This is a genomic window from Domibacillus robiginosus, from assembly GCF_000966195.1.
Taxonomy (GTDB): Bacteria; Bacillota; Bacilli; order Bacillales; family Domibacillaceae; genus Domibacillus; species Domibacillus robiginosus.
Window position 1 is genome coordinate 382,942 of record NZ_LAHL01000003.1, and the last position, 25,993, is coordinate 408,934.

Here is a 25,993-nt window from a genome sequence, read left to right on the forward strand (position 1 = left end):
TGCTTATTTTGCTGCCGCGAAGCGTTCCTGCTCCACTTTTAGCAAGTTGTTTACAGCACTGAAGAGCGCTTTAACAGAAGAGTTCATAATGTCCGGATCGATGCCGCAGCCCCAATAAACAGTGCCGTTGTCAGATGTGATGCTGACATAGGAAACGGCATTGGCCTGCGAGCCAATTTCCTGTGCATGTTCTTTGTACGTTAAGTCTTTGTAAGAAATACCAAGCTCTTTTTGAATCGCGTTATTCACCGCATCTAAGCGGCCGTTTCCGCTGCCATGCCACTTGTTTGACTGGCTGTTCACATTCACGTCAATCGTGATGTTGATCGTGTCTTTTCCTTCAAACGTATAGTCGACAAGCTCGGCCGGTGCGCTGACATTGACAAACTCCTTCATAAAGATGTCATGAATTTCATTTGTCATCAACTCTTTTTGATTGCGGTCAGACACATCTTTCACTTTATATCCAAGCGCTTCACGCATTTTCGGCGGAAGCTCGAAGCCATACGCCTGTTCAAGCAGGTAGCCAATGCCGCCTTTGCCGGACTGACTGTTGATTCGGATCACTTCACCTTCATATTCGCGGCCGATATCTTCCGGATCAACCGGCAAGTAAGGAACGGTCCAATGCTCGCGCTCTTGCTGCTCGCGCCATTTCATTCCTTTAGCAATCGCGTCCTGGTGGGAACCGGAGAAAGCGGTAAAAACGAGCTTGCCGGCATACGGCTGGCGATCTGGCACGGTCATACGGGTAACGCGCTCATATACTTCCTGAATGGCTGGCAGGTTATCCAGGTTTAACTTTGGATCCACGCCATGTGTGTACATATTCAGCGCCAGTGTAACGATATCGACGTTTCCAGTCCGTTCGCCGTTTCCAAACAGCGTACCTTCTACGCGATCTGCACCAGCCAGCACACCAAGCTCTGCATCTGCTACGCCGGTGCCGCGATCGTTGTGCGGGTGAAGGGAGAGAATGACGTTTTCCCGATACTTCATATTTTCGCTCATAAATTCAATCTGGCTCGCGTATACGTGCGGCATCGACATGGATACGGTTGCCGGCAGGTTAATAATAACCTTGTTATCGGCCGTTGGCTCCCATACATCAAGGACGCTGTTGCACACATCAAGTGCGTATTCAATTTCTGTACCTGTAAAGCTTTCCGGCGAGTACTGGAACTTAAAGTTACCTTCGACTTCCGCTGCATATTTTTTTAATAGCTTTGCACCGCTGACAGCAATTTCCTTGACTTCTTCCTTCGAGCGTTTAAATACCTGCTCGCGCTGCGCGAGTGACGTAGAATTATACAAGTGAACAACCGCGCTTTTTGCGCCGCGAAGCGATTCGAAAGTTTTCTGGATAATATGCTCACGTGACTGTGTTAATACTTGAATCGTTACGTCATCTGGAATCAAATCTTGTTCAATCAATGTACGAAGAAATGTGTACTCGGTTTCTGATGCAGCCGGGAAGCCTACTTCGATTTCTTTAAAGCCGACATCAACAAGCACCTGAAAATACTCCAACTTTTCCTGAAGATTCATCGGGATAATCAAAGCCTGGTTGCCATCACGTAAATCAACGCTGCACCAGGTCGGCGCTTCGGTAATATATTCTTTTTGCGTCCATTTCAAGCTTGTTGCCGGCGGCATAAAGTAATTGCGCGTATATTTGTTTACATTTTTCATCGGTTGTCATCCTTTCATATATCGAACTCAATAAAAAACGCCCGCCATCTCTGTAAAGAGACGACAGGCGTTAACCTTCCGTGGTACCACTCTTGTTGGCTTATGCATCTACATAAACCCGCTTAAAGGCTGATTACGGGGCGTCCGTCAAAGCTTACTTTGTTTCAGCTTTGCCGCTCATGGGCGAGTTGGGGAAGCGATTGACTGCCTTTCACCAAAGCGGCAGCTCTCTTGACAATCACAATTCCTTAATGCTCCCAGTCGAAGCGTTTTATCGTTTCATTTTTTCCATCGTATTATCGATTGGCGCTTTTGTCAATGCGAATTGAAGAAATTGTACGAAAATTTCACGAAAACAGTTTATTTACCGCTGCCAGAGCCACATGGCAAGCCATAAAAAAACAGCTGTCCAAACAAGCAGCACAACAATACCGGCTTTCCAGTTTTTCGGTTTTCCCTTTTTCATCAGCTCCTGTGCTCGCACTTCGCAATCAGCCCTGACCTGTAGTGGAATCATTTTTAAGGAAAGAAAAATACCGAGCGGAACGAGCAGAATGTCATCCACAAAGCCGAGCACCGGTATAAAATCGGGAATCAGGTCAATAGGGCTGAAGGCGTAAGCGACGACGCAGGCAGTAAAGGCTTTTGCATACCAGGGCACCCGCGGGTCACGGCAGGCAAAATAAAGGACGAATAAATGGCGTTTTAACTGCCTTGCCCACTCTTTTAAACGTTTCATCCTGTATCTCCTTTTGTTTTTTTCATCATACCATGAAAAAAAGACGTTCAGTTCTTTTGGAGGAATCTTGTCATTTCGCTTTCTGCTTTTGAACAGGTGCAGAAAATGAAAGCGGGTGTCACTTTGCTGATGGGAATGAATATGAAAAAGCGTGGGTATATTGGAAAGATGTTGAATAAGCAAAAGTAAAGTGAAAAAGGAGCGGTTCACATGTATTTTGTGAATGATGATCACGCTGTCAATTTTAAATTAACAAAAATTCAATGGGAGTTTGCTCAATATGATTTTGAATATGCAGCTGCCTGCTATGTGCTTGCGGTGCCGATGATATTTGAGCATATTGTTTCTGAGCTCGATACACATGAAACACCGGTTGACTGGATCCTTCAGTGGGAAGAGGACGACTCTAGCTATAATCTGAGTGCCAGCGCGGTTGAACTCGGGCGGCTCGCTCTTCATCTTTGGAATGGATCAGGCCCTTTTCATTTGCTGCAATGTTTAGAGAGCCTGCAGAGCCACCACCATGATGTCGTTAAAACGGCGATGGATGTTCGGATGGGAAGGGCGGTATAAAAGCCGCTTTGACAAAGGAACAATGTGATAAGAAAAAGGAGTTAAGAGGGGGAAATGATGGATAGATGTACAGCAGGACATAGCGAAGGATCAGGTAAAGAAACAGCCGTTTTAATCCAGCAAAGCGGCATTTGCAGATTAATCTATCAGATGTAACGAAAAGAGGCAGTGACGGCCTGTCCCTCGTAAACCCTCTTATAACAGCAAAAGATATGCCGTCTCACAAAGCAGGACATCCTTCCTCCCTTTTCTCGATAGATTAGGATGACACTGCAGGACAGCGGAGGACGTTTTATAAAAAAATAATAAAAAAAGGTTTAACTGTAAATCTATCAGGGTATAAAAAGAAAACCACACAATAAGTGTGTGGATAAGCAGGATGGCGAGAACAGCTGTTACTGTATGCGGCTCAAACAAGTCTGGTGCAAAAGTAGATTTCGGGAAAATGTCGAGTTTCTTTCATTCTTTCAGTAGGTAACATGATAAATAAAACTGAACTAATAAGGAGGAAATGAAAATGACTTCGTTACATGAATTTGATCCTGGTGCAGCAGACCTTCAGTCCATGCATATTTTAACAAAAATGGCCGCAGAAGACGACGGAGTCTATATTCTAGCCCGTGAACGAGATATTACGAGAGATACAGCTGACAAATCTGATGAAGAAAAATTAAGAGATCAATATATTTTGTTTAGTAGCTTGTTTTAACACAGTGAATCACTCAAAAAAGAACATCCGAACCCGTTCGGATGTTCTTTTTTATGGTTAAAGGCCCATACAACCTGAAAAATCTAGTTAGCAGACGAAAACGTCATAAAAAACATCTGTTTCTCTTCAATTCCAAAAGCAGACTTTGGATTGAAAAAAGGAGATTCGATTTCTAATGAAGACAACAATTTTCCTAGAGTTTTAAAAAATGGGTCCATATCAAGTCATTTTGCTAATTTTTGCTTTTTTTAGTAAAGTTTTAAAAAACAGAGCAAAAGGAGAGGTAAGATGATATTGGAAGCCGTTATGCTGCAAGGTACGGCCAGGAATGGAAGAAGAATATGAGAATGCCTTTCGAGAGGCGTCATCGATCATTGCCTCCATGAAGAGGTGTATAGAGCATGAATGGCAGCGCTGCATGGAAGAGAAGGGGAAATATTTGCTTTTAGTCCAGTGGGAGCGGCTGGAGGATCATATAGTCGGATTTAAAGAATCTTATCGTTTTTACGATCCATTCCCGGTCGTCGAGCATTTTGAGCGGGTGAGCATAAAGACAGGAAAAACAGACGGATGAAACAGGATGCTGTGGTGATTGTTTTGCATGAAATATGGGGAGTGAACTTGCATATAAAAGGGGTATGCCGGACACTTTTGGCATGTCAGCTCGACGTATATTGTCCAGATTTACTCGGAAACAGCACGCACTTTACATATGGGCAGGAGAATGAGGCCTATACCTTTTTTAAGGAGCAGGTTGGCTTCGAAAAAGCAGCTGGGCAGGTAAAAGCACTCATTGCCGAATGCAGGCAGCAGTATAAAAAAGTGTTTTTGGTTGGGTTTAGTGCAGGAGCTGCCGTTGCCTGGATATGCAGCGGGGAAAAAGGGGTTACAGGTGTGATCGGTTTTTACGGATCCCGTATCCGTGATTACTTGTTTGTTACGCCGGCCTGTCCGGTTTTATTATTTTTCCCGGAGAGCGAACCGGCTTTTAAGGTGAGTGAGGTTATAAAAGCACTTGATCACCCGTTGGTCCAAACAGTTCAATACAAAGCGGCCCACGGATTCAGTGATCCTTTTTCATCGAACTATAACCAGGAGACAGCAGAACGAGCATTCAGCGAAGTATTTGCTTTTATTCGTAAAAGAAGGGAAACGGATGATGCGCTATAAGGAGCATGGGAATAGAAGAGCACCCATACTTGTTTTTTTACACGGCGGCGGAATCGGCGGCTGGATGTGGGACAGGCAGGTCGATTATTTTAATGATTATCACTGTTTTGTGCCCGAGCTGCTGGAAAATGACAAGCCCTTTTCCATATCCGGCGCCGCAGATGAAGTCAGTAAGCTGATAGAAGAAAAGGGTGCGGGCAAACGTATTATTGTAATTGGCTTTTCCCTTGGTGCTCAAGTGGCGGTGGCGCTGCTCGGGCAAAAGCCAGATTTAGTGGATAGGGCTATGATTAACAGTGCGCTCGTCAAGCCCCTCCCCTTTTCTAATCTGACTCAAACGATGGTAAAGTACTCACTGCCGCTCATTCAAGTAAAAGCATTTGCCCGTCTGCAGGCCAGATCAATGTATATTAACGCAGATTATTTTGACAGGTATTACAAAGAAAGCTGCCAGCTGCCGGCATCTGTTTTTCTCGCAATGATAAAAGAAAATCTATCCTTTTCAATCCCGTCCTCGTTCGGCCAGGCAAGAGCCAATATATTTGTAACGGTAGGTGCAAAAGAAAAAAACGTGATGAAGCAATCGATGCAGGCGCTCGTCCAAACGCATTCCAATGCCAGAGGCTATATGATCCCGAATATGGGACACGGCTTTTCGCTGGCCCAGCCCGAACAGTTTAACCAAATGCTGGCGCAATGGCTGTCTATAAAAGAGTGATCTATTTATAAAGAGGAGGCTGAAAGAAATGAATGAACAATTTCCGATTGGGCCATTTATGCGTCCGGAACACGTAACAGTCGATACGATAGAGAGCTGGAAAAGGGATATACAGGCTTTTCCTGCGCTGCTGCGTCAAACAGTGGAGGACCTAACAGACGAGCAGCTTGATACCCCGTATCGAGACGGCGGCTGGACGGTTCGGCAGGTTGTCCATCATCTTGCAGACAGCCATATGAATGCGTTCATTCGCTTTAAGCTCGCATTAACAGAAACCATGCCGGTTATTAAGCCGTATGACGAAGCAGCATGGGCGCGGCTTCCGGACAGCTGTCTGCCTGTTGACGTGTCTCTTTCCCTGCTTGAAGCGCTCCATGCAAGATGGACGGCTCTTTTAAACGGACTGCCAGACAGTGACCTGGAAAAAAGCTTTATTCATCCTGATTCCGGCCAGGTAACTGTCGGCGAAAACATTGGTATATATGCCTGGCACGGCCGTCATCATCTGGCACATATTACTTCACTGTGCGAGAAAAGGGACTGGGTGTAAAAAATAGAGTAATAGCAAGGAGGCTTTCTTCATGTACCAAAATGGATGGCAAAGAATTTATTTTAACGACAAGAATAACCTGTTTGAAGACCGAAACGGCTTTAATGTGCCGTCGGATGTACCAAATCCATTTCTTGGCTTGCAGACATTGCTTCGCGGGGCAAGTGAAGTAGACCTTATTCATCCCATCACCGGGGAGCCGCAGCGTTACAAGCTGATGGAATATCAGTTCGGCGATTATGTGCTGAAATATGCGACCGCCGATTTGGATGTGGATGGAGAAATATTTACGTGTGTGTGGCGCAAGACCGAGCCGTTTCCACGAATGAACGAAGCAAATCAATTGATGCCAGAAACAGAAGCGGGGCAATATCCGCATTCATATGGTGTGTATCATTCTGTCCCGGGAATGAAGGCGTTTATTGAGCGCTACGAAAATGTATCATTCGCTCATTTGTGGGCGGAGTATGATGCATTTTTAAACGAAAAATTCGGCCGGCTGTGTATACCGCTGCTGCCGGGAAGAGAGAAAAAACAAGTGTTAGCGGCTTTTGAAGTGTACGGGTCAGAACCAATCGGGGATTTTGTCACCCTCTACACACTTTGTGATGGAAATGATACCGATGCCTGGCTCGATCAAATTGATGAAGAAGGATATGCATACGCGCATATCGGTGGAAATCTGCTCATGAACCTGAGTGAAATCCTTAATGAAGTAGAGCACGCCGGACGCAGTGTGAAAAGCCAATATCCGATCGAGTCGATTCCAGCAGGATATGTTAAAAACAATGAAATGCTTTCAAGCAAAATTCCGATTCACCATGATGGCGGCGGAAACTTTATCGCGATTGACCTTGATCCGGATGCAGAAGGGCAGTACGGGCAAATCGTCGAAGTGGATCATGAATACAGCGAGCGGGTTGTCCTTGCCTCAAGCTTAAAAGAATATGTGACCATTTTATATTACTTCGTCAAAGAGCTCGGTATCATTGATAATGGAGAAGACTTTGAAGGAGAAAACCCTTTATCTTTCTATATAAGGAGAAAATAAAAGCAGCGGATTTATCCGCTGCTTCAGGCTGTTGACAAACGCTCACTTTCGGCGTCACTTGCCGGCTGTGAATGCTCATGACCATTAAAAGGTCACTCCGCTTCCCAGCCGGCTGCGTTCCTTGAAAGCCAAACGTTTTCAATCAGCCTGCTTTCTAACTTTGTCTACACTCTCAAGCAGCGGAGCTATCCGCTGCTTCAGGCTCTTCTTTTTCCGTAAATCCAGTCTTTTTCCCGTTCATGCTGCTGTATAAATCGGGCAGTGTCTTCGAAGGTCTTTTGCTTCGTTTCCTCATCCCAGATAAAACCTGGCGCGGGGGAGCCGGTATTCCTTTTCAGGATTATCGGCTTTTTGTTTAGCAGAGCCGCCTGGTACAGCAAATCCTGGATCGCGCTTTCTTCAAGAGCGCCCGGTTCATCGATGAATAGAAAAAAATAACTGTCTCTTACGGGCGTGGGCCGCAGTGTTCTTAAGCATTCCCTTTTTGCCCTTTCTTCATCAGCCGGCATGGAATAGGTGATGCCGTATTGATCGAACACACGGAAAAGCTCCTCTGCTACTGCCTGATCCTTCGGCTGAAACGCTACAAACACATCATACTTTGGCTGTGCGGCAATACCATCAAGCCATTGCTGGCGGTAGTCTGTCATTTTTCCCCTCACACTCCTTCGTTTTTATCATTGTATCAAAACCGCCGCATTAGAAAAAAAGAATAAAAGAAAAAGGGCTGCCTCAAAAAAGAAAGCCCTTTTTCCTTTACCCTTTTACATCAACTGATTGTCCAAGCGTCGGGTGTGGCGCCGGCAGCATCTGCACCATTTGACTGGCATTTTGCTGTGCGGTATCCATCGTTTTTTTCGTCAGCGCAAGGCTGACGCTTTGGCTGAGGGAAGCCTGGCTCATGCCAACTGATAAAGCAGCGATATCCATCGTATCACCTCCCTTTTTATTATCGGCTGCCTAGTTAAAAAGTATAGGAAAACAGCGGAAACAGCGCCAATCCACCAGTAAACAGGTAATTTAATAGAATTATTGACATAATGTCTATTAGATATCAAAAGTAACAATTAGATTACAATTAAAGTTAAATTATAGAAAAATGACGATTAACATGTAAAAATAACCAGGAGAGATGGAATTTGTAACAAAAGAGAACTGGAGGAAAAGGTTTGAAAAAGCAAGCAATGATTCTTGGCTTGGTACTGGCTCTTATTCTATCGATGGCTGGTTTTGGGCTTCCTGCTCAAGCAGCAGGCTTTGTCGATGTACCGGGCCGGGCAGCAAAAGAAGTGAACTATTTAGCCGAAGGAAAAATCGCGAACGGGTCATCCGCCACTGTATTTGGTGCGGACAAAACAGTTACGCGAGCAGAGGCAGCAGCGTTTATCGGACGGGCTTTGCAGCTTGATGGAACAAAACGGGCTACGAATTTTGTCGATGTCGGTTCAGGAAACTTTTCGTCCGGGTACATACAGTCAGCGGTAGACAAAGAGATTTTCTCTGGATATGACGGCGGCCGCTTTTTGCCGGACAAACCAGTGACGCGCGGTGAAATGGCTGTTATGATGGCGAAAGCATTTGATTATTCGTTCGGCGGTACATTGTCAGGTGCGGCCAAAGCATTAACGTCGCGGGGCATTGCTCAGGGAGTGGAGGATGGTACATTTGGTGCGGATCAGCTGTTAAAGCGGGCGGATTTTGCTGTTTTCCTTGCACGTGCCATCAATCCGGAATTTCGTTTAGTTGAAACAAATGAATTTAAAACAACGATGTGGGCAAATGTCGGCGATTTGAATGTTCGCTCAGGCCCGTCAACTTCTTATGAGTCAAAAGGAAAGCTGAACGAAGATGCACGCGTTGCAGCTGCACACAAAGTAGGTGACTGGATGTACATCCAGTCAGGAGAAGTGGTTGGATTTGTGAACGCTTTTTATCTGCGCGATACAGAGATCAAAAGCGCGACAAGCGATCCGCGTCTGCCGAATCAAACCATCATTTTGGATCCAGGACACGGCGGGCATGATTCAGGAGCAGTTGGGTTCGGACTGAAAGAAAAAGATGTAGTGCTGGAAACAGGATTAAAGGTAAATGAATTGCTGAAAAAAACCCCGTTTAATGTAAAAATGACTCGTTCAACCGATACATTTATTACAATCAACAACCGGGCGAAGTTTGCGAGCCAAAACAACGGAAACGTCTTTGTCAGCATTCACGCGAATGCATCCACTAATCCAAGTGCGAATGGAACGGAAACACTTTATTACAGCGCGACGAACAAGGCAAATGGGGCAGACAGCAGGCTGCTTTCTGAAAAGCTGCAAAAACGCATGCTTGAAGCCTGGAACCTAAGAGACCGCGGTTTAGTAAGAAGAGACAATTTAGGTGTTTTAAAATATAATACGGTGCCTTCTGCATTAGTAGAACTCGGCTTTATCTCGAACAAAGCAGAGAATGATAAGCTGAAATCGGATTACTGGCAGACAGCGATGTCTAAAGCAATCTACTATGGTATCCTGGACTACTACAATGCAAAAGGCTACGAGGTTGATTCTTTATATGATTTAGCGAAATAATGCTTTAGGGAAAGCCGGCCGGCTTTCCCTTTTTCTTTTTCAGGCTGCTAAACAAGCGAAAAATAAAGCCGAAGAAAAGAATAGGAGTACGATTCTTTTTCCATTATGATGTATAATAGGAATGATTTGAGAGTTCAGCAGGATAAAGGCGCGCAGACGTACATACTAGATAATCAGTGAGGGGAGTTTTAAGAGAGAATGAAAAAAATAGGTTCATGTGTGCTGGCAGTCAGTTTATTGTTTCCACTTTTGCCTCCGTCTGAAAACAACGTACAGGCAGCCGGCGATTCGCTTGGCAGGGAGCTAAGCGCCATTATTGACGCCGGTATTATGAGTGGATACGAGGACGGCTCGTACAAGCCGGACAACAGTGTCACGCGTGAGGAGTTCGCAACATTTTTAGCGCGCGCGCTGCAGCTGCCGGAAGGACCAGCCAAATTCAAAGACGTATCCCCTTCCTCGAGTCTCGCTCCTTATGTTAATGCAGCAGCGGCGGCCGGTATTATCAACGGTGGTTCGGACGGAAACTTTTCGCCAAAAGCAACGATTACCAGGCAGGACATGGCTTTGATGATCAGCAATGCACTGAAGTATTTAGGAAAAGATGCAGCATATGTGAAGCCTCCTTTTCCCGATGTGGATAATCTCAGCTCAGCGTATCGCACAGCAATCGGTAAAAGCGTCAGCTTAGGCATTATTTCCGGCTATACAGATGGCCGGTTTGGTCCGCTTGACAATGCACGCCGCGGACAGGCAGCTGCATTCATTTACCGGATGCTTCAAGGAAATCTGCCGGAGCCGGCTGTAAAACCATTTGAGACAGCGAACATTGATGCGGCGGGCACTATTACGCCTTCTTCCGTTTCGTATGAATCATTTGACATGGCCAGACAGGCAATGAACAAAAATGGTGCTGAGCTGCTGCTTAAAAACGGAAAAATTATGTATATGAAAGAGTACGGAGGCATGGTGTTTGCCAAGCCGGAAAGCAACGCCACCATTGCAAGGCTGTATGCGGACGAGCAATTTAAAAATGAAAAAACATATGTTACCGCCAATGCGGCCGCAAGCAGCGGTATCCCGGCGGAATTACAGTACATTACGTCAACTGATTCCTATGTAAACGTATATATTGGCGGAAGTGAATATTATATGAAGCCGGAAGATGCCAGGCTTGTACCGTATGAAGGCGCCAGCGGACGCAGTTACTACTCTGTGTCGAATGGTTTGCTTGTTCATCATATCTATAATATTGATACAAACAAAACAGCCGCATACACAGCTGGACCTGCACCGTCATTTATGCAGGCGGGCGGGACGTATTACAGCTGGGATGGCTTTTCGTTTTACGATGAAGCAGGCCAGCAGGCGGGGCGTGAGTATCAATACTTCCAGTTCTTGTCCGGCCGCACAAAAACGAATTACACGGCCGCCGAACTGGACGCCTACATCGTAAAAGTCCTGGCCGAGCGGCAGGCGCTGTATCCTTCTAAATATGCCAATGCGACCACAAAAAGCAAGCTGATTGGCCTTGGCACGATGGCGAAAAAAGCAGAAAGCCTGTTCAACGTAAATGCGCTTATGATTGTTAATCTCGCCATTCATGAAGGTGACTACGGTATGAGTCCGATTGCACAGGAAACAAACAACTTGTTTGGCTTGAAAGTGACCGATTCCAATCCTGCCGGAGGGTCAGTATTCAAAACCGTCGAAGACAGTGTAACGGCTCTGGCGAAGGATTATTTGGGCATGGGGTATTTCACACCGGGTCAGTGGAAGTTTAATGGAGCGGTACCAGGAAACAAAACGACTGGGATTAATGTAAAGTATGCGTCTGATCCACACTGGGGCGCAAAGTTTGCCGGCCACATGTACACCGTTGACCGGGAAATGGGTGGAAAGGATTTTGGCCGCTACACAATTGGTTTTACCAATACGAACGGCTTAAATGTGCGTACAGCACCGAGCACAAGTGCAGGCATTCTCTACACATACAAAGCAAGCGGCATGCCGGTTACGATTGTGAGAGATGGTGAGTGGGCTGAGATCATCTCGGACAACCCCTCCCAGACAGGGTACGTTTACAGCTCTTATGTGAACAAGCTTCCTGTCGCAAACCAACAGAAATAATTTGAAAATCCGGCTGCCTTGGACAAAGGTATGCCGGATTTTTTTTGAAGCGATTTAACGGCTCACGCGCAGAACGCGCTGAACGAATGGATAAAGGACATATCCAAGGCATACGCCGATTGTGTTTAAAAGAAGATCATCGATATCTAAACTTCCTCGGCGAGTCATAAACTGCACGGTTTCAATACAAGTAATGACTGCAAGCGGTATGACTATTTTTTGCAGGGGGGAAGGCGCTGACACAAACAGCCAGAATACACCGTAGGGAATGAACAGCACGACATTTGCGGCTATATTGTAAAAAGCGACAAATGCGTCTGCTTCGCCACTCAGAAAAAAGCGAATAGTGTGAAGCGGTATCACATTTACTTCTCCATACGATTGATTCGAGGGGCGGAAAAACAGCAGAACAAGCAGTGTGGCGGTATAAAAGCCCATTGCCCATGTTAAAACACTTGCCGGTACATTGATCGTCTCCTGATGAAAGCTGTACACGAGAAAGAAAACAAGGGCCGTCAGCGTCGCCCATACAACAATAATTACTACCGGGTGAAGATACGAAAAAAGCATAAACCAAATAGGAAGAAAAGCGAGAAATAGTCCCTGGGACAGCAAAATAGAAAAACCAGACGATGTTTTCACCTGCACTGTCCCGGCTTTTCCCTGTGTCTTTTTTTAAATCGATCTGTCATGCTAGTGCCTCCTTTTAAACCAGTGTATCACGGCGCAGAACGATTTTCTTCAGGATGAATAAACCAGAAGCCGGAGTCGCTGCGCAATGAGCTGCTTCATTAACGAAACAGCCGGTCCATCGCTTCACGATCGTAATCAAGCAGCCACCCGTTATATTTGTTGTATAACGGGCGCAGCGAGTGAGCAGAAGCTGCAGCGATATCAAGACCACGGTCATCGTATAAGTGGTACACGATCCGCTTGATGGGATGGATAAAAAAACATTCCTCCGCCACAGCTGGTTTCAGACCCACATCTACATGGGAAAGGGCGCGGATCAAGTGGCGGTAGCGCATATGACGGACCTGGCCTTTACCGATCAGCCGGTCCGTTTTTGCCCCATCCTCTTCCCGCCACAGCCCTCCTTCTATAACAGACCAGGCAGGCTTGTGTACATAGGTACGGAAAACGGATGTGCGCTTGTGTCTGCTTCCTAACCTATGCTTGTAAACCACCATCCATATTTCCTCATGGGGCTGAAAGATCTCTTCAAATAATGTAAATGACCGCTCGTAAACTCGATTCATATAGTTCGGTGCTCCAAACGAGCCAGGCTTTCCAAGCTCAAAGCGAAGCGCCGCCGGAGCGTGATAAAAAAACGGCTTCTCAAGCGGCAATCCCCCGAACAGTTCCCTGTACGTTTTATCAAACATTCTCTCCATCTCCGTTCCTAGTATGTTTCCTGCATTATATAATAAGAAAAAAGAATGGATCAAAAAAGGAGGAAAAAGAGGTTTACAGGGACAAAACGGGGGTAAGAGGAAGTCATACTTAACAGAGCATGGGCTCTCTATGTAACAATGATACATAATGGATCGCTTCTTTTGGAAAGAGGATCAATGGGGGAAAGGAGCGATAAGATGGACAGTCAAAACATCTTGTTTACGCTATTGTCGAGCGCAGTGATTATGATGATTCTTGGTATTTGGACGTACAAAAAAACAAAAGGTGCCAATTCTACAACAGAAGGCTATTTTTTGGCCGGCCGGGGCATGGGCGGCGGTTTTATTGCCGGCGCACTGATCCTGACAAACTTGTCTGCTGAACAAATGGTTGGATTGAATGGACAGGCGTATGGAACGAATATGAGCAACATGGCGTGGGAGGTCACGGCCGTTTTAGCCATTGTGATCATGGCGCTTGTGCTGCTGCCCCGTTATTTAGGCGGAGCGTTTACCACGCTGCCGCAATTTTTATTGAATCGGTATGATGAAGGCGTGCGCCGGCTGACGGTCATTTTATTTATGTTTGGATACGTGCTGGTCACCATTCCGTCGACTTTATACTCGGGTGCATTAGGTGTGATGAAGCTGTTTGATATACAAAGCCTGCTGGGCATTTCCTATACGGAATCAGTTTGGCTGATGGTATGGATGATCGGCATTATCGGAGCTGTTTTTGCCATTTTTGGCGGAATGAAAGCAATTGCTGTGTCAGACACGTTTATCGGTGTTGGTCTGCTTGTTGTTTGTGCGATTATTCCTTTGCTGGCGCTGCATCAGCTGGGCAGCGGCAGTATGGCAGAAGGCTTCCGGACGATGGCGACCACCAATCAGGAAAAGTTAAACGCTTTTGGATCAAGCACGGATTCCGTTCCGTTTGCGACGATTTTTACCGGTATGATCTGGGCCAACCTTTTTTACTGGGGTACGAACCAGTATGCGATTCAGCGCACACTCGGCGCCCGAAACCTGGCAGAAGGGCAAAAAGGGGTGCTGTACACAGGCTTTTTTAAATTACTCGTTCCCGTTTTTATGATGCTTCCCGGCGTGATGGCTTTTCACCTGTACGGGGGAAAGTTAGAATCAATTGATCTGGCGTACCCGACACTTGTAGCCAATATTCTGCCATGGTATTTACAGGGACTTTTTTTAGTCGTGCTGCTCGGTGCTGTTTTCAGTACGTTTAATGCGCTGATCAATTCAGCCGCAACCATGTTTGCTCTTGATGTGATTCAGCCGCTGAAGCCGGATTTATCAGATGCCCGGCTGCTCAGCTTAAGCAAATGGTTTACAGCGGTGCTTGCGCTCATCAGCTTTTGTGTATCGCCGCTTTTAATGTATGCACCGGATGGCTTATGGGAGCTGATTCGCCGTTTTACCGGATTTTTTAATATTCCTATTATCGCTATTGTGCTGATTGGCATTTTTGCCCGGCGTGTACCTCCGATTGCGGCTAAAACAGTCATTGTTTTTCATGTGATTGCATATTACATGATGATCTGGGGAACGAACCAGCTTTTTGGCCTCCCGCTCGATATCCATTACATTCACGTATACGGTATTTTATTTGCGGTGGAAATCGCGATGATGCTTATCATTGGTCAAATAAAACCGGCAAGCGAAGCATGGAGCTACAAGCCGCGTCCAAAGATTGAGATGAAGCCGTGGAAATACGCACTGGCAACCGCTATTATTCTGATTGGTCTTATGTTTGAATTGTATATTGTCTTTTCCCCAATCGGCCTCGCTTATGAGAAGGGCATCGTCTCGCCATCGTTCTGGCCGGCTTTAGCAGGACTGGCTCTTTTAACCGCTTTTGTTGCCATATGGTCCGTGAAAAAATGGAACGAAAAATATGGACGCTATATTGAAGGGCAAAACAGCGAGCAGACAGCTGAAGAACGGCCGCTTAACACAGCAGAGATACGGAAGTAAAAGACGGCACAAGCCGTCTTTTCTTAGTGTTGAAAAATAAAGAGGTCAAGAGGAAATCCGTTTTTTCAAAAAGTGTAGGTGGCATGTTTCTTTTTTAGCCTGCCCCTTGGAAAGCGGAGCCCCACAAATGCCGTTTCTTCTATGCTTCGGCTAAGAACGGTCACGAAACATGTCGATTTTGAGGATGGTGTAGCTGGACAATATCATAATTCAACAGAATGAAAACGCGGCAGCAGCCGTCTTCTTTATTATTTATTTAGAAAAAAAGGCGTAAAAGAAAGAAGAAAGGCTGGAAAAAGACGTAGCGGCCGATTAATGTTTTCAGGCCGCCATTTATCTTATTGAATCAAAAATGTAACATGAAATGAGGGAAGCAAAGCGGATATGACGATAAACCGCCTCCATACGGTCATATATGTACTTTTGTTAGCCGGTCTTGGTATTACGCTTTTTCTCGTTTACACTGACAGTGACAGCGCGTGGGCTTTTCCATTTCTTGTCGGATACGTCGTTTTTTTTGTTTCTATCTATCTATGCTTTATTTTGCGGTGCTGGTTCTTTTTCGCATGCGCAGGCTGAAAGAAAGCGAAATTCGAAAAAGGATTGGCAAAGCGGCGGGATATTTTCTTTCTATCATAGCTTTTCATTTCTTGATGCGCTTAATCGGATGGAAAGAAGCTGAATGGCTTAGTGTAATCATTACGACTCTCGGTATTTCCTTAAGCCTGTCTTTTTTGGATCTTATTTTTATGAAGGGGCAGGACAAACACGCGGATGGCAGAAGGTAAGAGTGTGCGGATAAAGCAGGGCGAGCCCTCGCCAGGTGAACATAAAGCAGCCCTTTTCCTGTTGCATGGGAAGAGGGCTTTTATTCAGGTGGTTTAGTTGTCATCCATAACTCCTTCAGGCGCATCGGTTGTGTGAATCGGGTCGTCCCGCTCTGGAAGGAATAGGGCATCGCGCAGCTCAATAATTTGGGCGGCTGCGGTGTTCAGTTTATTTTCTGCATCAACGGTTTCAACCGTAACGTTGCCAGACTGTCCGGCTATATCATTGATTTTCCTTGTGGCTGTATTTGTTTGATAAAGAAGTGAATGTAAACGGCTGAGAGAGCGGACGCGTGTTTCTTCAGAAATGGATTTTTCACGGGTAAGATCCGCGTTAATATCTGCAAATTTTTGGTCAATCACCGTGATTTGATGCTGAATGGTTTGCAGGGATTGCGTGTTTGCTTCCGGGGAAAGAGAAGCGCTGGCGGCTCCACCCTGCGCTGAAAAAACAAGTCCGGCTGCCAGAGCGGGCGCTGCTGCTTTAAAGAATAAACGTTTCATGATGAGCCCTCCTTGAATGTTATATCTTTTCAGTACCTTGTTTTTTACTGCTTAATCAGATTTTTAAGCCTTTTAAATAAATTGAAACGGTCCTGTAACGACAGCGAAATATTGTTCAAAAAATCATCACTGCGTGGGCAAAAGGAGAAAGCATACCGTTATGTCGTTACGGAAAATAGGAAGGCGAGACGAAATTTGAACGGCAGACGAATCTATCAATATATTGACCAAACGTTACTGGCAGACAGGGAATGGAAGGGACTGCTGCGGCAATGAGTGGCCCGCTGCAGCCATGTCGGGCGTTGGCATAGCCGTATGGATACTTGAAAAATAAGAGGGAAAATAATCTGATGATAAAGAACTAATGTTCCATTTTTGTTATCTGTATTTACCAATTCTGTGCTATAATGAAAGGGCGTAAGAATTGCGTCTCAAGGGTGGACAGCATCTTTATAATCGGCTGGCAGACAAAGAGCGCCGATTCCTGGGGCAGTGTCTGCACTACCTGCCCTGCGCAGGCCCGGGGGGTGCTGCCTATGACGACTTTTCAATCGCTGATGCTGATGATCGGCTTTGCAAGTTTGGTTGTATCCATCATTGCATTAACACAAAAAAAGTAATCCACCCTTGAGCCGACAAGCAGGGGAGTGGATTACCTTTCACTTTTATTTGCTGATCCCCCTTGAAGGGAATTCTGCGCAGGGCCACTGGTGTTTGCCGCACCAGCGGTCTTTTTTTAATATGTTGCTTTGCATACCAATTATACCCCAATCCAGTACAAATGAAAATCAATTTAATGAAGGAAAGGGCAAGCTATCTGCTCTGGCTGCTCGCATTGTACAAAAAGGAGTAACAAAATGAGAAACAAATCTTTGTATCAAAAAATCAATTGGTCACTGATCATTCTGCTTTTCCTTGCAGCTCTCTGGTCGATTGTTTCTACATTTGCAGGGCTCGCCGCCGGTCCTGGACAAGAGTCACAGCTGCTGGCTGTTTTGGGACCGGATCAAATGGCAGGATTGGTCATACTTGTCGCACTTATGGCGCTGCTTATTTGGAAATGGAAGCGGCTTTTTCCCTTTAGCGGTCCGCTCGCTTTAGTGCTGGGCGGTATTGTTTATGCCTGGATCTTTTTCACGTTTACAACAGGCTGGGTACGGATGACAGGTATCTTCGGCTTTATGCTTGCCGCTGGAATAGGCTTTTTACTCGTTCTGATTTATGCTCTTTTATCTGTTTTCCAAAAAAGTAAATAAAAACAGGAGTCTGACAGTGTTTGTCGGGCTCTTTGTTTTTTTATTAAAAAAATTTCAATGAAAGTGTTTACAAATAAAAAAGAGTATTGTACACTTTCAATATAAAGTTTTGAAGGTTCAGAAAAGACTGAATGAAATCGATTTCAGTTAACGTTTTCATTCTCCCTTAAATAATCAGGTTATTCTTTATTTGATCCTTGCAAAACGTAAACAAGCTATTCTAATGATGATGAATGAAATCGATTTCAGTTACATTTTTCAACAAGGCGATAAAAAAGTATTGGAACTCCTTATATAAAAGAAATGAAAACGTTACATTAAGCTGGTATTTTTCTTAATGAATGTAATTATTTTTAAAATAAGGTGAAATCGATTTCAGTCAAATGATCTTTCATTCAATGGCTCGTACTTCTTATTTGTTAAAAAACCGACTTTTCAAGGAGGAATAAAACATGTCAGCAGTAAACTCAGAAGTGAAAACGTTACAAAATTACATAAATGGAGAATGGGTGGATTCCCTATCCAGCCAGACCGAAACGGTTGTAAATCCAGCAACAGGCGAAGAAATCGCTCAGGTGCCGCTTTCTATAAAAGAAGACGTAGACCGTGCGGTGCAGGCCGCAAGCGAAGCGTTTAAAACATGGTCACAGACAGCAGTACCAAAGCGTGCACGCATTTTGTTCAAATACCAGCAGCTTCTTGTGGACAACTGGGAAGAGCTGGCGAAGTTGATCACGATTGAAAACGGAAAAAGCCTGTCAGAAGCGATGGGTGAAGTGCAACGCGGGATTGAATGCGTAGAATTTGCAGCTGGTGCACCGACCTTGATGATGGGCAGCCAGCTTCCAGACATCGCCACAAACATCGAATCAGGTATGTACCGTTACCCGATTGGTGTAGTTGGCGGCATCACACCATTCAACTTCCCGATGATGGTGCCTTGCTGGATGTATCCGCTGGCAATCGCATGCGGTAACACATTTGTCCTGAAGCCGTCCGAGCGCACACCGCTGCTGGCAGCTAAACTCGTAGACTTGTTTAAAGAAGCGGGCCTTCCAGACGGCGTACTAAACATTGTAAACGGGGCGCATGACGTAGTAAACGGCCTTCTTGAGCACCCGGAAGTAAAAGCCATCTCATTCGTTGGCTCACAGCCGGTTGCAGAATACGTATATAAAACAGGCGCAGCGAACTTGAAACGCGTACAGGCACTTGCCGGAGCGAAAAACCACTCGATCGTGCTGGCAGATGCAAATCTTGACCTGGCCGCAAAAGAAGTAACAGCCGCCGCTTTTGGTTCAGCAGGTGAGCGCTGCATGGCCGCAGCCGTTGTAGCAGTAGAAGAGAGCATTGCTGATGAGTTTATCGCGAAGCTAAAAGAAGCAGCTGACAACATTCAAATTGGTAACGGCCTGGATGACGGCGTGTTCCTTGGCCCAATTATCCGCGAAAATGCAAAAGAGCGCACAATCGGCTACATTGAAGCCGGCATCGAGCAGGGTGCAACGCTTGTGCGTGACGGACGTAAAGACGAAGCCGCGAACGGTGACGGCTACTTCCTTGGCGCGACGATCTTCGATAACGTAACACAAGAGATGACGATCTGGCAGGATGAAATCTTTGCACCGGTTCTTTCCATTGTCCGCGTAAAAGACCTGGCAGAAGGTGTGGAGACAGCGAATGCTTCCACTCTTGCAAATGGTGCGTGCCTGTACACAGACAGCGCAGCCGCTGTACGCCAGTTCCGTGAAACGATCGATGCAGGAATGCTTGGCATTAACGTCGGGGTGCCGGCGCCGATGGCATTCTTCCCATTCTCAGGCTATAAAAATTCATTCTATGGCGATCTTCATGCGAACGGTAAAGACGGCGTTGAATTCTTTACACGCAAGAAAATGGTCACAGCACGCTACGTGAAGTAATATCTTGAATTTGTCCTGGCTGTCCGGCTCAACCCGGACAGCAGGCCATTCAAGAAAAAAACAGGAGGTACATCACATGAGCCGCTTGCTTCAAAAACCAATGAAAACAGAACAGTCAGAAGGCGTCACGCTCGTTCATGACGTGACACAAGAAAATTCTCCCCTTGAATATGTCGGATTTAAAGTCATTGACCTGGCTCCCGGCGCCACGTACACCGAATCATTAAACCAAACAGAATGCTGCATTGTCGCCCTGACAGGCAAGATTCATGTCACCGAGGGAAGCGAAGAATTCCGCGACCTTGGCACACGTGAAAATGTCTTTGAGAAAGTGCCGACAGACAGTGTGTATGTGTCCAACGACAAAACATTCCACGTAGAAGGCGCAACGGCTGCCCGCGTAGCATTGTGCTACTCGCCCTCTCAAGAGCAGCGTCCGACCAAACATATTAAAGCATCGGATGTCGGTATTGAAAACCGCGGTATTTTAAGCAATAAACGGATGGTGCACAACATTTTGCCGGATTCTGATCCAACCGCCAACAGCCTGCTTGTGGTAGAGGTGTACACAGAAAGCGGCAACTGGTCGAGCTATCCACCGCACAAACATGATCAGGATAATCTGCCGGATGAGTCGTTCCTCGAAGAATCTTACTATCATGAAATGAATCCGCCGCAGGGCTTTGTATTCCAGCGTGTGTATACCGATGACCGGTCGATTGATGAAACAATGACCGTTGAAAATGGCGACGTTGTGCTTGTTCCAGCTGGATATCATCCAGTCGGCGTCCCGGATGGCTATGAAGCTTATTACTTAAATGTCATGGCTGGTCCAACTCGTATTTGGAAATTCCACAACGACCCGGATCACGAATGGATCTTAAATCGTCAACCAAAATAAAGGAGCGGTGAAACCGGATGAACTATACATTCAACAATGACAAAGAACTTGATGTGATCGCTATTGGGCGTGCCTGCATCGACTTGAATGCAAACGAATACAACATGCCGATGGAAGAGACAATGACGTTTACGAAGTACGTTGGCGGCTCGCCGGCAAACGTAGCGATAGGAAGCGCAAAGCTTGGCTTAAAAGTCGGTTTTATCGGCAAATTAGCCGATGACCAGCATGGAAGATTCATTGAGAAGTACATGCGTGAAGTTGGTGTGGATACATCAAACATGGTCACAGACAAAGAAGGCCATAAAACAGGCCTAGCCTTCACGGAAATTTTAAGCCCGGACGAGTGCAGCATTTTAATGTACCGTGATGATGTGGCAGACTTGTACCTGGAGCCGTCCGAAGTAAGCGAAGACTATATTCAAAAAGCAAAAATCCTGCTTGTATCCGGTACAGCCCTGGCAAAAAGTCCGTCACGCGAGGCGGTTTTGAAATCCGTCAGCCTAGCAAAAAAGCATGGCGTGAAAATTGTCTTTGAACTGGACTACCGTGCGTACACATGGCAGTCACCGGAGGAAACAGCTGTTTACTATTCACTCGTTGCTGAACAGTCCGATATCGTCATCGGTACACGTGATGAATTTGACGTGATGGAAAACATCCAGGGCGGCGACAACAACGAAACAATCCAAAATTTATTCAAGCATTCTGCTGATCTTGTGGTCATTAAGCATGGCGTAGAAGGGTCGTATGCGTACGCAAAATCGGGAGAAGTGTTTCGCGCACAGGCATACAAAACGAATGTACTAAAAACATTCGGTGCCGGTGATTCCTACGCATCTGCTTTCCTTTACGCACTCGTGAGCGGAAAGGATATTGAAACCGCTTTGAAATACGGCAGTGCTTCTGCATCAATTGTGGTCAGCAAGCACAGCTCGTCGGATGCGATGCCGGTTGTATTGGAAATTGAGCAGCTGATTGAAGACGGCGTATATGCTTAAAAAATGATTTGTAAGAGGTGAGCAACGGATGGGAACGATTCGATTAACAACCGCGCAAGCGTTAATTAAATTTTTAAATCAGCAGTATATCCATGTGGACGGCGAAGAATATCCGTTCGTGGAAGGAATATTCAATATCTTCGGCCACGGAAACGTCGTTGGAATCGGCCAGGCACTCGAGCAAGATGCCGGGCACCTGAAAGTCTACCAGGGAAAGAATGAGCAGGGCATGGCTCAAGCTGCAATCGCCTATAGCCGTGAAATGCTTCGCCGTAAAATTTATGCAGTGACAACGTCTGCCGGTCCTGGTTCTGCGAACTTGATCGCAGCGGCAGGTACTGCATTTGCGAACAATATTCCGGTTCTGCTGCTTCCGGCGGATACGTTTGCCACACGCCAGCCGGACCCGGTGCTGCAGCAGCTGGAGCATGAACACAGCACAGCGGTGACCACAAACGAAGCGTTTATGGCGGTTTCCCGCTACTGGGACCGCGTCACACGTCCGGAGCAGTTAATGTCGGCATTGATCCGTGCCTTTGAAGTGATGACCGACCCGGCCAAAGCCGGTCCGGCAACGATCTGCATCGCCCAGGATGTCGAAGGAGAAGCGTTCGATTACGATGAGCGTTTCTTTGACAAGCGCGTCCATTATTTGGACCGCAAGCCGGCGGTAGACCGCGAGCTGCAGGGTGCAGCAGAGCGCATCAAAGCAAGCAAAAAGCCCGTCATTATTGTCGGAGGCGGGGCCCGTTATTCAGGCGCACGCGACATTTTAAAACAAATCTCTGAAAAACATAATATCCCGCTTGTAGAAACACAGGCCGGGAAATCAACAGTGGAAGTGTCGTTTCCAAATAACCTGGGCGGCGTAGGTATTCTGGGTACGTCGGCTGCGAACAAAGTGGCGCGTGATACAGACTTAGTGATCGGTGTCGGCACACGCTACACAGATTTTACGACTTCATCTAAAACGCAGTTTGATTTTGACAAAACGTCATTCTTGAATATTAATGTCAGCCGCCTTCAGGCTTACAAGATGGATGGATTCCAGGTTGTCGCGGATGCAAAAATCGCACTTGAACAGCTGGCACCTCTATTGGGAGACTATGAAACCGCATTTGGCGGCCTGCTTTCAGCCTGGAAAGAAGAATGGCTGACAGAACGTGACCGTCTGGCGAATGTAGCATTTGAAAGAGAAAACTTTACACCAGAAATCAAGGATCACTTTTCTCAAGAAACGATGAATGAATATGCCGATGTGCTAGGCACTGAATTTACCCAAACGGCTGCTTTGGTTGCGGCCAATGAAGCCGTTGCACCGAACAGCATCGTCATCGGTTCAGCCGGATCCCTTCCAGGTGACCTGCAGCGCTTATGGCATTCAGATGTACCGAACACGTACCACCTGGAATACGGCTATTCCTGCATGGGCTATGAAGTGGCTGGTGCACTGGGTGCGAAACTTGCCCATCCGGACCGTGAAGTATATGCGGCTGTTGGAGACGGAAGTTTCTTGATGCTTCACACAGAGCTTGTGACAGCGCTTCAGTACGATAAAAAAATTAATATTCTTCTGTTTGATAACTCTGGCTACGGCTGCATTAACAACCTGCAGATGGATAATGGAAGCGGTTCATACTTCTGTGAGTTCCGTACACATGACAATCAGATTATGAACATCGATTATGCGAAGGTGGCAGAAGCCTACGGAGCAAAATCGTACAAAGCCAACACAGTAGAAGAACTGAAAGCAGCGCTTGAAGATGCGAAAAAGCAGTCCGTTTCTACATTGATTGATATGAAGGTGCTTCCGAAAACGATGTCGGACGGCTATGATGGCTGGTGGAACGTTGGCGTCGCTGAAGTATCCGAGTCTGAAAGTGTTCAAAAAGCTTATGCCGCAAGAGCGGAAAAATTAGAAACGGCGAAGATGTATTAAGAGGAGGCCGCACATCATGCAGGATATTTTATGGGGCATTGCCCCAATTGGCTGGCGCAACGATGACATTCCAGAAATCGGCGCTGAAAATACATTATCTCATTTATTAAGCGACATCGTTGTAGCGGGATTTCAAGGGACAGAAGTTGGTGGCTTCTTCCCTGAACCTGCCATTTTAAAAAAGGAACTGGCGCTGCGCAACTTAAAAATTGCGGGCCAATGGTTTTCAAGCTTTATCATTCGTGATGGGATTGAAAAAGCGTCACAGGAATTTCATACGCACTGTGCGTATTTACAAGAAGTAGAAGCAGCAGTCGCGGTTGTTTCAGAGCAAACCTACAGCATTCAAGGACTTGCTCAAAATGTATTTGCCGAAAAGCCTCACTTTACTGATGAGGAATGGACGACTCTTTGCGAAGGATTAAATGAACTGGGAAAAATTGCAGACAGTTATGGCTTGAAGCTTGTGTTTCACCACCACATGGGAACCGGCGTTCAGACGCTGGAGGAAATTGATCGTTTAATGGATGGAACAGACCCAAACCATGTTCACCTTTTATACGATACCGGTCATATTTTTGTTTCAGATGGCGACTTCATGACACTGATCCAAAAGCATATCAATCGCATTAAACATGTTCATTTCAAAGACGTCAGACAGTCCGTAATGGATGAATGCAGACCAGGAGGAAAATCGTTTAAGGAATCGTTTTTAGCCGGCATGTTTACAGTGCCTGGAGATGGCTGCATTGATTTCAGACAGCCGTTTGACGTACTGGAGCAGCATGGATACAAAGGGTGGATCGTCATTGAAGCAGAACAGGACCCTGCGATTGCCCACCCGCTTGAGTATGCATTGATCGCCCGAAAGTATTTGGACGAGGCATTGCTTGCACGCGTGGAAAAATGAAAAGAGGTGCACAACTGAATGAATACAAATGCAGCCCCATCATCATTTTTACGTAAGATTATTATTATCTCAACGCTAGGCGGACTTCTCTTTGGTTATGATACAGGTGTGATCAACGGAGCTCTTCCTTTTATGACAGAAGAATTGGATTTAACGCCTGCATCGCAAGGTTTTGTCGCAAGTTCGCTTCTCTTCGGCGCCGCGCTTGGTGCCCTGTTTGGCGGACGGCTGTCAGACATAAACGGACGCAGGAAAAACATTTTAATGCTGGCTGTCATTTTCTTCGTAGCCACTCTTGGATGTACACTTGCACCAAACGTTACCGTTATGGTTGTTTCCCGTTTCGTGCTTGGACTGGCAGTAGGCGGAGCATCCGTTACCGTTCCTTCTTACCTGGCGGAAATGTCACCGGCATCACGCCGCGGTCGTATCGTAACGCAAAATGAATTGATGATCGTTAGTGGTCAGCTTTTAGCTTTTGTTTTAAATGCTATTCTTGGTACAACACTGGGTCACGTTGAAGGAATCTGGCGTGTCATGCTGCTGATTGCTGCTCTTCCAGCTATTTTCTTATTCATCGGTATGCTGAAAGTGCCGGAAAGCCCGCGCTGGCTTGTGTCTAAGAAAAGAGACAGTGAGGCACTTGCTGTTTTAAGCCGCATTCGTTCAGAGCAAGAAGCACAAACTGAACTAGCTGAAATTAAAGCCACATTTACTGAAGAAGAACATACAAAGCAAGCTGGTTTCAAAGATCTTTCCACACCGTGGATTCGACGCATTATGTTTATTGGTGTCGGTATTGCGGTTGTGCAACAGATTACGGGTGTAAACTCGATCATGTACTATGGAACAGAGATTTTAAAAGATGCCGGCTTTACAACAGAAGCGGCACTTGTGGGTAACATTGCAAATGGAGCCATTTCCGTACTCGCTACATTCGTTGGTATTTGGCTGTTAGGTAAAATCGGCCGCCGCCCGATGCTGATGGCAGGACTTGCCGGTACGACGGTATGCCTTTTGTTGATTGCCGTTTTCTCAAGTGTGCTAGAAGGCTCACCAAACTTGCCATACGTTGTTCTTACTTTAACCGTTACATTCCTTGCATTCCAGCAAGGTGCCATTTCACCAGTTACCTGGCTGATGCTTTCCGAAATTTTCCCGCTGCAGCTGCGCGGCTTTGGAATGGGCTTAACCGTTCTATTCTTATGGCTTGTCAACTTCTTAGTCGGCTTGTCATTCCCGATCATGCTTTCAGCAGTCGGACTATCTGGAACATTTTATATTTTTGTGGCACTTGGCGTCCTGGCGATTGGATTTGTAGCAAAATTCCTTCCAGAAACGAAAGGGCTTACGCTTGAACAGTTAGAACAAAAATTCCGCAATCACGGTAAAAAACCAGCGGTAGCAGGCTATACAGAAAACAAGCGCGCTTAATGATG

General features: G+C 46.1%; 24 protein-coding genes, 1 pseudogene and 1 other annotated feature. Of the genes and pseudogenes, 18 read left to right on the plus strand and 7 right to left on the minus strand.

From position 1 onward, the window contains the following. Positions 1-3: 3 nt before the first annotated feature. Positions 4-1,692 carry a 2-isopropylmalate synthase gene (locus VP97_RS02590; protein WP_050180101.1) on the minus strand — a complete coding sequence of 563 codons (1,689 nt, stop codon included), beginning with the start codon at positions 1,690-1,692 and terminating at the stop codon, positions 4-6. 53 nt (positions 1,693-1,745) lie between these two features. Next, positions 1,746-1,966, minus strand: a binding site (T-box leader). 90 nt (positions 1,967-2,056) lie between these two features. Further along, positions 2,057-2,431 carry a YkvA family protein gene (locus VP97_RS02595; RefSeq protein ID WP_050180102.1) on the minus strand — a complete coding sequence of 125 codons (375 nt, stop codon included), beginning with the start codon at positions 2,429-2,431 and terminating at the stop codon, positions 2,057-2,059. 210 nt (positions 2,432-2,641) lie between these two features. Here VP97_RS02595 and VP97_RS02600 point away from each other — a divergent pair, with 210 nt between their 5' ends. From VP97_RS02600 to VP97_RS02630, 7 genes and pseudogenes are all read left to right on the plus strand, one after another. Continuing rightward, complete coding sequence (locus tag VP97_RS02600; protein WP_050180103.1) at positions 2,642-3,004, plus strand: DUF2538 family protein; 363 nt, start codon at positions 2,642-2,644, stop codon at positions 3,002-3,004. A 517-nt stretch (positions 3,005-3,521) separates the two neighbouring features. Next, entirely contained in the window at positions 3,522-3,713 is a 192-nt protein-coding gene (locus tag VP97_RS02605; protein ID WP_050180104.1) for a hypothetical protein, read from the plus strand. A gap of 288 nt (positions 3,714-4,001) precedes the next feature. Next, a pseudogene (locus tag VP97_RS02610) lies at positions 4,002-4,287 on the plus strand (antibiotic biosynthesis monooxygenase family protein). Beyond that, on the plus strand, positions 4,284-4,883 hold the full coding sequence (locus VP97_RS02615) for a dienelactone hydrolase family protein (RefSeq protein WP_050180105.1): 600 nt from the start codon (positions 4,284-4,286) through the stop codon (positions 4,881-4,883). Before VP97_RS02610 ends, VP97_RS02615 begins: the two are co-directional and overlap by 4 nt. Continuing rightward, positions 4,870-5,601 carry an alpha/beta fold hydrolase gene (locus tag VP97_RS02620; RefSeq protein WP_082220191.1) on the plus strand — a complete coding sequence of 244 codons (732 nt, stop codon included), beginning with the start codon at positions 4,870-4,872 and terminating at the stop codon, positions 5,599-5,601. Before VP97_RS02615 ends, VP97_RS02620 begins: the two co-directional genes overlap by 14 nt. 28 nt (positions 5,602-5,629) lie before the next feature. Beyond that, positions 5,630-6,151, plus strand: a complete 522-nt coding sequence (locus VP97_RS02625) for a YfiT family bacillithiol transferase (RefSeq protein ID WP_050180106.1) — start codon at positions 5,630-5,632, stop codon at positions 6,149-6,151. A 31-nt stretch (positions 6,152-6,182) separates the two neighbouring features. Beyond that, positions 6,183-7,202 (plus strand): SMI1/KNR4 family protein, encoded by a 1,020-nt coding sequence (locus VP97_RS02630; protein WP_050180107.1) that lies wholly within the window; start codon positions 6,183-6,185, stop codon positions 7,200-7,202. Between the two features lie 197 nt (positions 7,203-7,399). Here VP97_RS02630 and VP97_RS02635 read toward each other — a convergent pair whose 3' ends face one another. Then, positions 7,400-7,852: a hypothetical protein gene (locus VP97_RS02635; protein ID WP_050180108.1), complete on the minus strand. Its 453-nt coding sequence runs from the start codon at positions 7,850-7,852 to the stop codon at positions 7,400-7,402. Between the two features lie 106 nt (positions 7,853-7,958). After that, complete coding sequence (locus VP97_RS23120) at positions 7,959-8,132, minus strand: YjfB family protein (RefSeq protein ID WP_082220192.1); 174 nt, start codon at positions 8,130-8,132, stop codon at positions 7,959-7,961. A 239-nt stretch (positions 8,133-8,371) separates the two neighbouring features. Here VP97_RS23120 and VP97_RS02640 point away from each other — a divergent pair, with 239 nt between their 5' ends. Both VP97_RS02640 and VP97_RS02645 read left to right on the plus strand, forming a co-directional pair. Further along, positions 8,372-9,775: an N-acetylmuramoyl-L-alanine amidase gene (locus tag VP97_RS02640; RefSeq protein ID WP_245629812.1), complete on the plus strand. Its 1,404-nt coding sequence runs from the start codon at positions 8,372-8,374 to the stop codon at positions 9,773-9,775. 198 nt (positions 9,776-9,973) lie between these two features. After that, the gene (locus VP97_RS02645) at positions 9,974-11,905 is read left to right on the plus strand and encodes an S-layer homology domain-containing protein (protein WP_050180109.1); all 1,932 of its coding nucleotides are present in this window, start codon (positions 9,974-9,976) and stop codon (positions 11,903-11,905) included. 54 nt (positions 11,906-11,959) lie between these two features. On the opposite strand, the gene VP97_RS02650 is transcribed toward VP97_RS02645, so the two are convergent. Further along, entirely contained in the window at positions 11,960-12,553 is a 594-nt protein-coding gene (locus tag VP97_RS02650; protein ID WP_245629813.1) for a VanZ family protein, read from the minus strand. A gap of 143 nt (positions 12,554-12,696) precedes the next feature. Beyond that, on the minus strand, positions 12,697-13,290 hold the full coding sequence (locus tag VP97_RS02655; protein ID WP_050180110.1) for a DUF3885 domain-containing protein: 594 nt from the start codon (positions 13,288-13,290) through the stop codon (positions 12,697-12,699). Between the two features lie 207 nt (positions 13,291-13,497). Between VP97_RS02655 and VP97_RS02660 the strand changes: the two genes are divergently transcribed. Next, positions 13,498-15,294 (plus strand): solute:sodium symporter family transporter, encoded by a 1,797-nt coding sequence (locus VP97_RS02660; protein ID WP_050180111.1) that lies wholly within the window; start codon positions 13,498-13,500, stop codon positions 15,292-15,294. 881 nt (positions 15,295-16,175) lie between these two features. Here the strand turns inward: VP97_RS02660 and VP97_RS02670 are convergent. Then, positions 16,176-16,625 (minus strand): hypothetical protein, encoded by a 450-nt coding sequence (locus VP97_RS02670; protein WP_050180113.1) that lies wholly within the window; start codon positions 16,623-16,625, stop codon positions 16,176-16,178. A gap of 536 nt (positions 16,626-17,161) precedes the next feature. Here VP97_RS02670 and VP97_RS24865 point away from each other — a divergent pair. The 8 genes from VP97_RS24865 (at position 17,162) to VP97_RS02705 (ending at position 25,988) form a co-directional block, all read left to right on the plus strand. Continuing rightward, entirely contained in the window at positions 17,162-17,245 is an 84-nt protein-coding gene (locus VP97_RS24865; RefSeq protein WP_425388434.1) for a putative holin-like toxin, read from the plus strand. A gap of 237 nt (positions 17,246-17,482) precedes the next feature. Next, a complete protein-coding gene (locus VP97_RS02675; protein WP_050180114.1) occupies positions 17,483-17,881 on the plus strand; it encodes a hypothetical protein in 399 nt (132 codons plus the stop codon). A gap of 452 nt (positions 17,882-18,333) precedes the next feature. Then, positions 18,334-19,803, plus strand: a complete 1,470-nt coding sequence (locus VP97_RS02680; protein WP_050180115.1) for a CoA-acylating methylmalonate-semialdehyde dehydrogenase — start codon at positions 18,334-18,336, stop codon at positions 19,801-19,803. A 76-nt stretch (positions 19,804-19,879) separates the two neighbouring features. Continuing rightward, the gene (iolB, locus tag VP97_RS02685) at positions 19,880-20,704 is read left to right on the plus strand and encodes a 5-deoxy-glucuronate isomerase (protein ID WP_050180116.1); all 825 of its coding nucleotides are present in this window, start codon (positions 19,880-19,882) and stop codon (positions 20,702-20,704) included. 17 nt (positions 20,705-20,721) lie between these two features. Further along, positions 20,722-21,705 carry a 5-dehydro-2-deoxygluconokinase gene (gene iolC / locus VP97_RS02690; protein WP_050180117.1) on the plus strand — a complete coding sequence of 328 codons (984 nt, stop codon included), beginning with the start codon at positions 20,722-20,724 and terminating at the stop codon, positions 21,703-21,705. 28 nt (positions 21,706-21,733) lie between these two features. Further along, positions 21,734-23,644 carry a 3D-(3,5/4)-trihydroxycyclohexane-1,2-dione acylhydrolase (decyclizing) gene (gene iolD, locus VP97_RS02695; RefSeq protein ID WP_050180118.1) on the plus strand — a complete coding sequence of 637 codons (1,911 nt, stop codon included), beginning with the start codon at positions 21,734-21,736 and terminating at the stop codon, positions 23,642-23,644. 16 nt (positions 23,645-23,660) lie between these two features. After that, a complete protein-coding gene (gene iolE, locus VP97_RS02700; protein ID WP_050180119.1) occupies positions 23,661-24,554 on the plus strand; it encodes a myo-inosose-2 dehydratase in 894 nt (297 codons plus the stop codon). An 18-nt stretch (positions 24,555-24,572) separates the two neighbouring features. After that, positions 24,573-25,988 carry a sugar porter family MFS transporter gene (locus VP97_RS02705; protein ID WP_050180120.1) on the plus strand — a complete coding sequence of 472 codons (1,416 nt, stop codon included), beginning with the start codon at positions 24,573-24,575 and terminating at the stop codon, positions 25,986-25,988. Positions 25,989-25,993 lie beyond the last annotated feature (5 nt).

Excerpts from the sequence above, each read along its gene's own strand:
- VP97_RS02590 (WP_050180101.1), bottom strand. The coding sequence starts at position 1,692 with ATGAAAAATGTAAACAAATATACGCGCAATTACTTTATGCCGCCGGCA.
- VP97_RS02595 (WP_050180102.1), bottom strand. The coding sequence starts at position 2,431 with ATGAAACGTTTAAAAGAGTGGGCAAGGCAGTTAAAACGCCATTTATTC.
- VP97_RS02600 (WP_050180103.1), top strand. The coding sequence starts at position 2,642 with ATGTATTTTGTGAATGATGATCACGCTGTCAATTTTAAATTAACAAAA.
- VP97_RS02605 (WP_050180104.1), top strand. The coding sequence starts at position 3,522 with ATGACTTCGTTACATGAATTTGATCCTGGTGCAGCAGACCTTCAGTCC.
- VP97_RS02615 (WP_050180105.1), top strand. The coding sequence starts at position 4,284 with ATGAAACAGGATGCTGTGGTGATTGTTTTGCATGAAATATGGGGAGTG.
- VP97_RS02620 (WP_082220191.1), top strand. The coding sequence starts at position 4,870 with ATGATGCGCTATAAGGAGCATGGGAATAGAAGAGCACCCATACTTGTT.
- VP97_RS02625 (WP_050180106.1), top strand. The coding sequence starts at position 5,630 with ATGAATGAACAATTTCCGATTGGGCCATTTATGCGTCCGGAACACGTA.
- VP97_RS02630 (WP_050180107.1), top strand. The coding sequence starts at position 6,183 with ATGTACCAAAATGGATGGCAAAGAATTTATTTTAACGACAAGAATAAC.
- VP97_RS02635 (WP_050180108.1), bottom strand. The coding sequence starts at position 7,852 with ATGACAGACTACCGCCAGCAATGGCTTGATGGTATTGCCGCACAGCCA.
- VP97_RS23120 (WP_082220192.1), bottom strand. The coding sequence starts at position 8,132 with ATGGATATCGCTGCTTTATCAGTTGGCATGAGCCAGGCTTCCCTCAGC.
- VP97_RS02645 (WP_050180109.1), top strand. The coding sequence starts at position 9,974 with ATGAAAAAAATAGGTTCATGTGTGCTGGCAGTCAGTTTATTGTTTCCA.
- VP97_RS02655 (WP_050180110.1), bottom strand. The coding sequence starts at position 13,290 with ATGTTTGATAAAACGTACAGGGAACTGTTCGGGGGATTGCCGCTTGAG.
- VP97_RS02660 (WP_050180111.1), top strand. The coding sequence starts at position 13,498 with ATGGACAGTCAAAACATCTTGTTTACGCTATTGTCGAGCGCAGTGATT.
- VP97_RS02670 (WP_050180113.1), bottom strand. The coding sequence starts at position 16,625 with ATGAAACGTTTATTCTTTAAAGCAGCAGCGCCCGCTCTGGCAGCCGGA.
- VP97_RS24865 (WP_425388434.1), top strand. The coding sequence starts at position 17,162 with ATGACGACTTTTCAATCGCTGATGCTGATGATCGGCTTTGCAAGTTTG.
- VP97_RS02675 (WP_050180114.1), top strand. The coding sequence starts at position 17,483 with ATGAGAAACAAATCTTTGTATCAAAAAATCAATTGGTCACTGATCATT.
- VP97_RS02680 (WP_050180115.1), top strand. The coding sequence starts at position 18,334 with ATGTCAGCAGTAAACTCAGAAGTGAAAACGTTACAAAATTACATAAAT.
- iolB (WP_050180116.1), top strand. The coding sequence starts at position 19,880 with ATGAGCCGCTTGCTTCAAAAACCAATGAAAACAGAACAGTCAGAAGGC.
- iolC (WP_050180117.1), top strand. The coding sequence starts at position 20,722 with ATGAACTATACATTCAACAATGACAAAGAACTTGATGTGATCGCTATT.
- iolD (WP_050180118.1), top strand. The coding sequence starts at position 21,734 with ATGGGAACGATTCGATTAACAACCGCGCAAGCGTTAATTAAATTTTTA.
- iolE (WP_050180119.1), top strand. The coding sequence starts at position 23,661 with ATGCAGGATATTTTATGGGGCATTGCCCCAATTGGCTGGCGCAACGAT.
- VP97_RS02705 (WP_050180120.1), top strand. The coding sequence starts at position 24,573 with ATGAATACAAATGCAGCCCCATCATCATTTTTACGTAAGATTATTATT.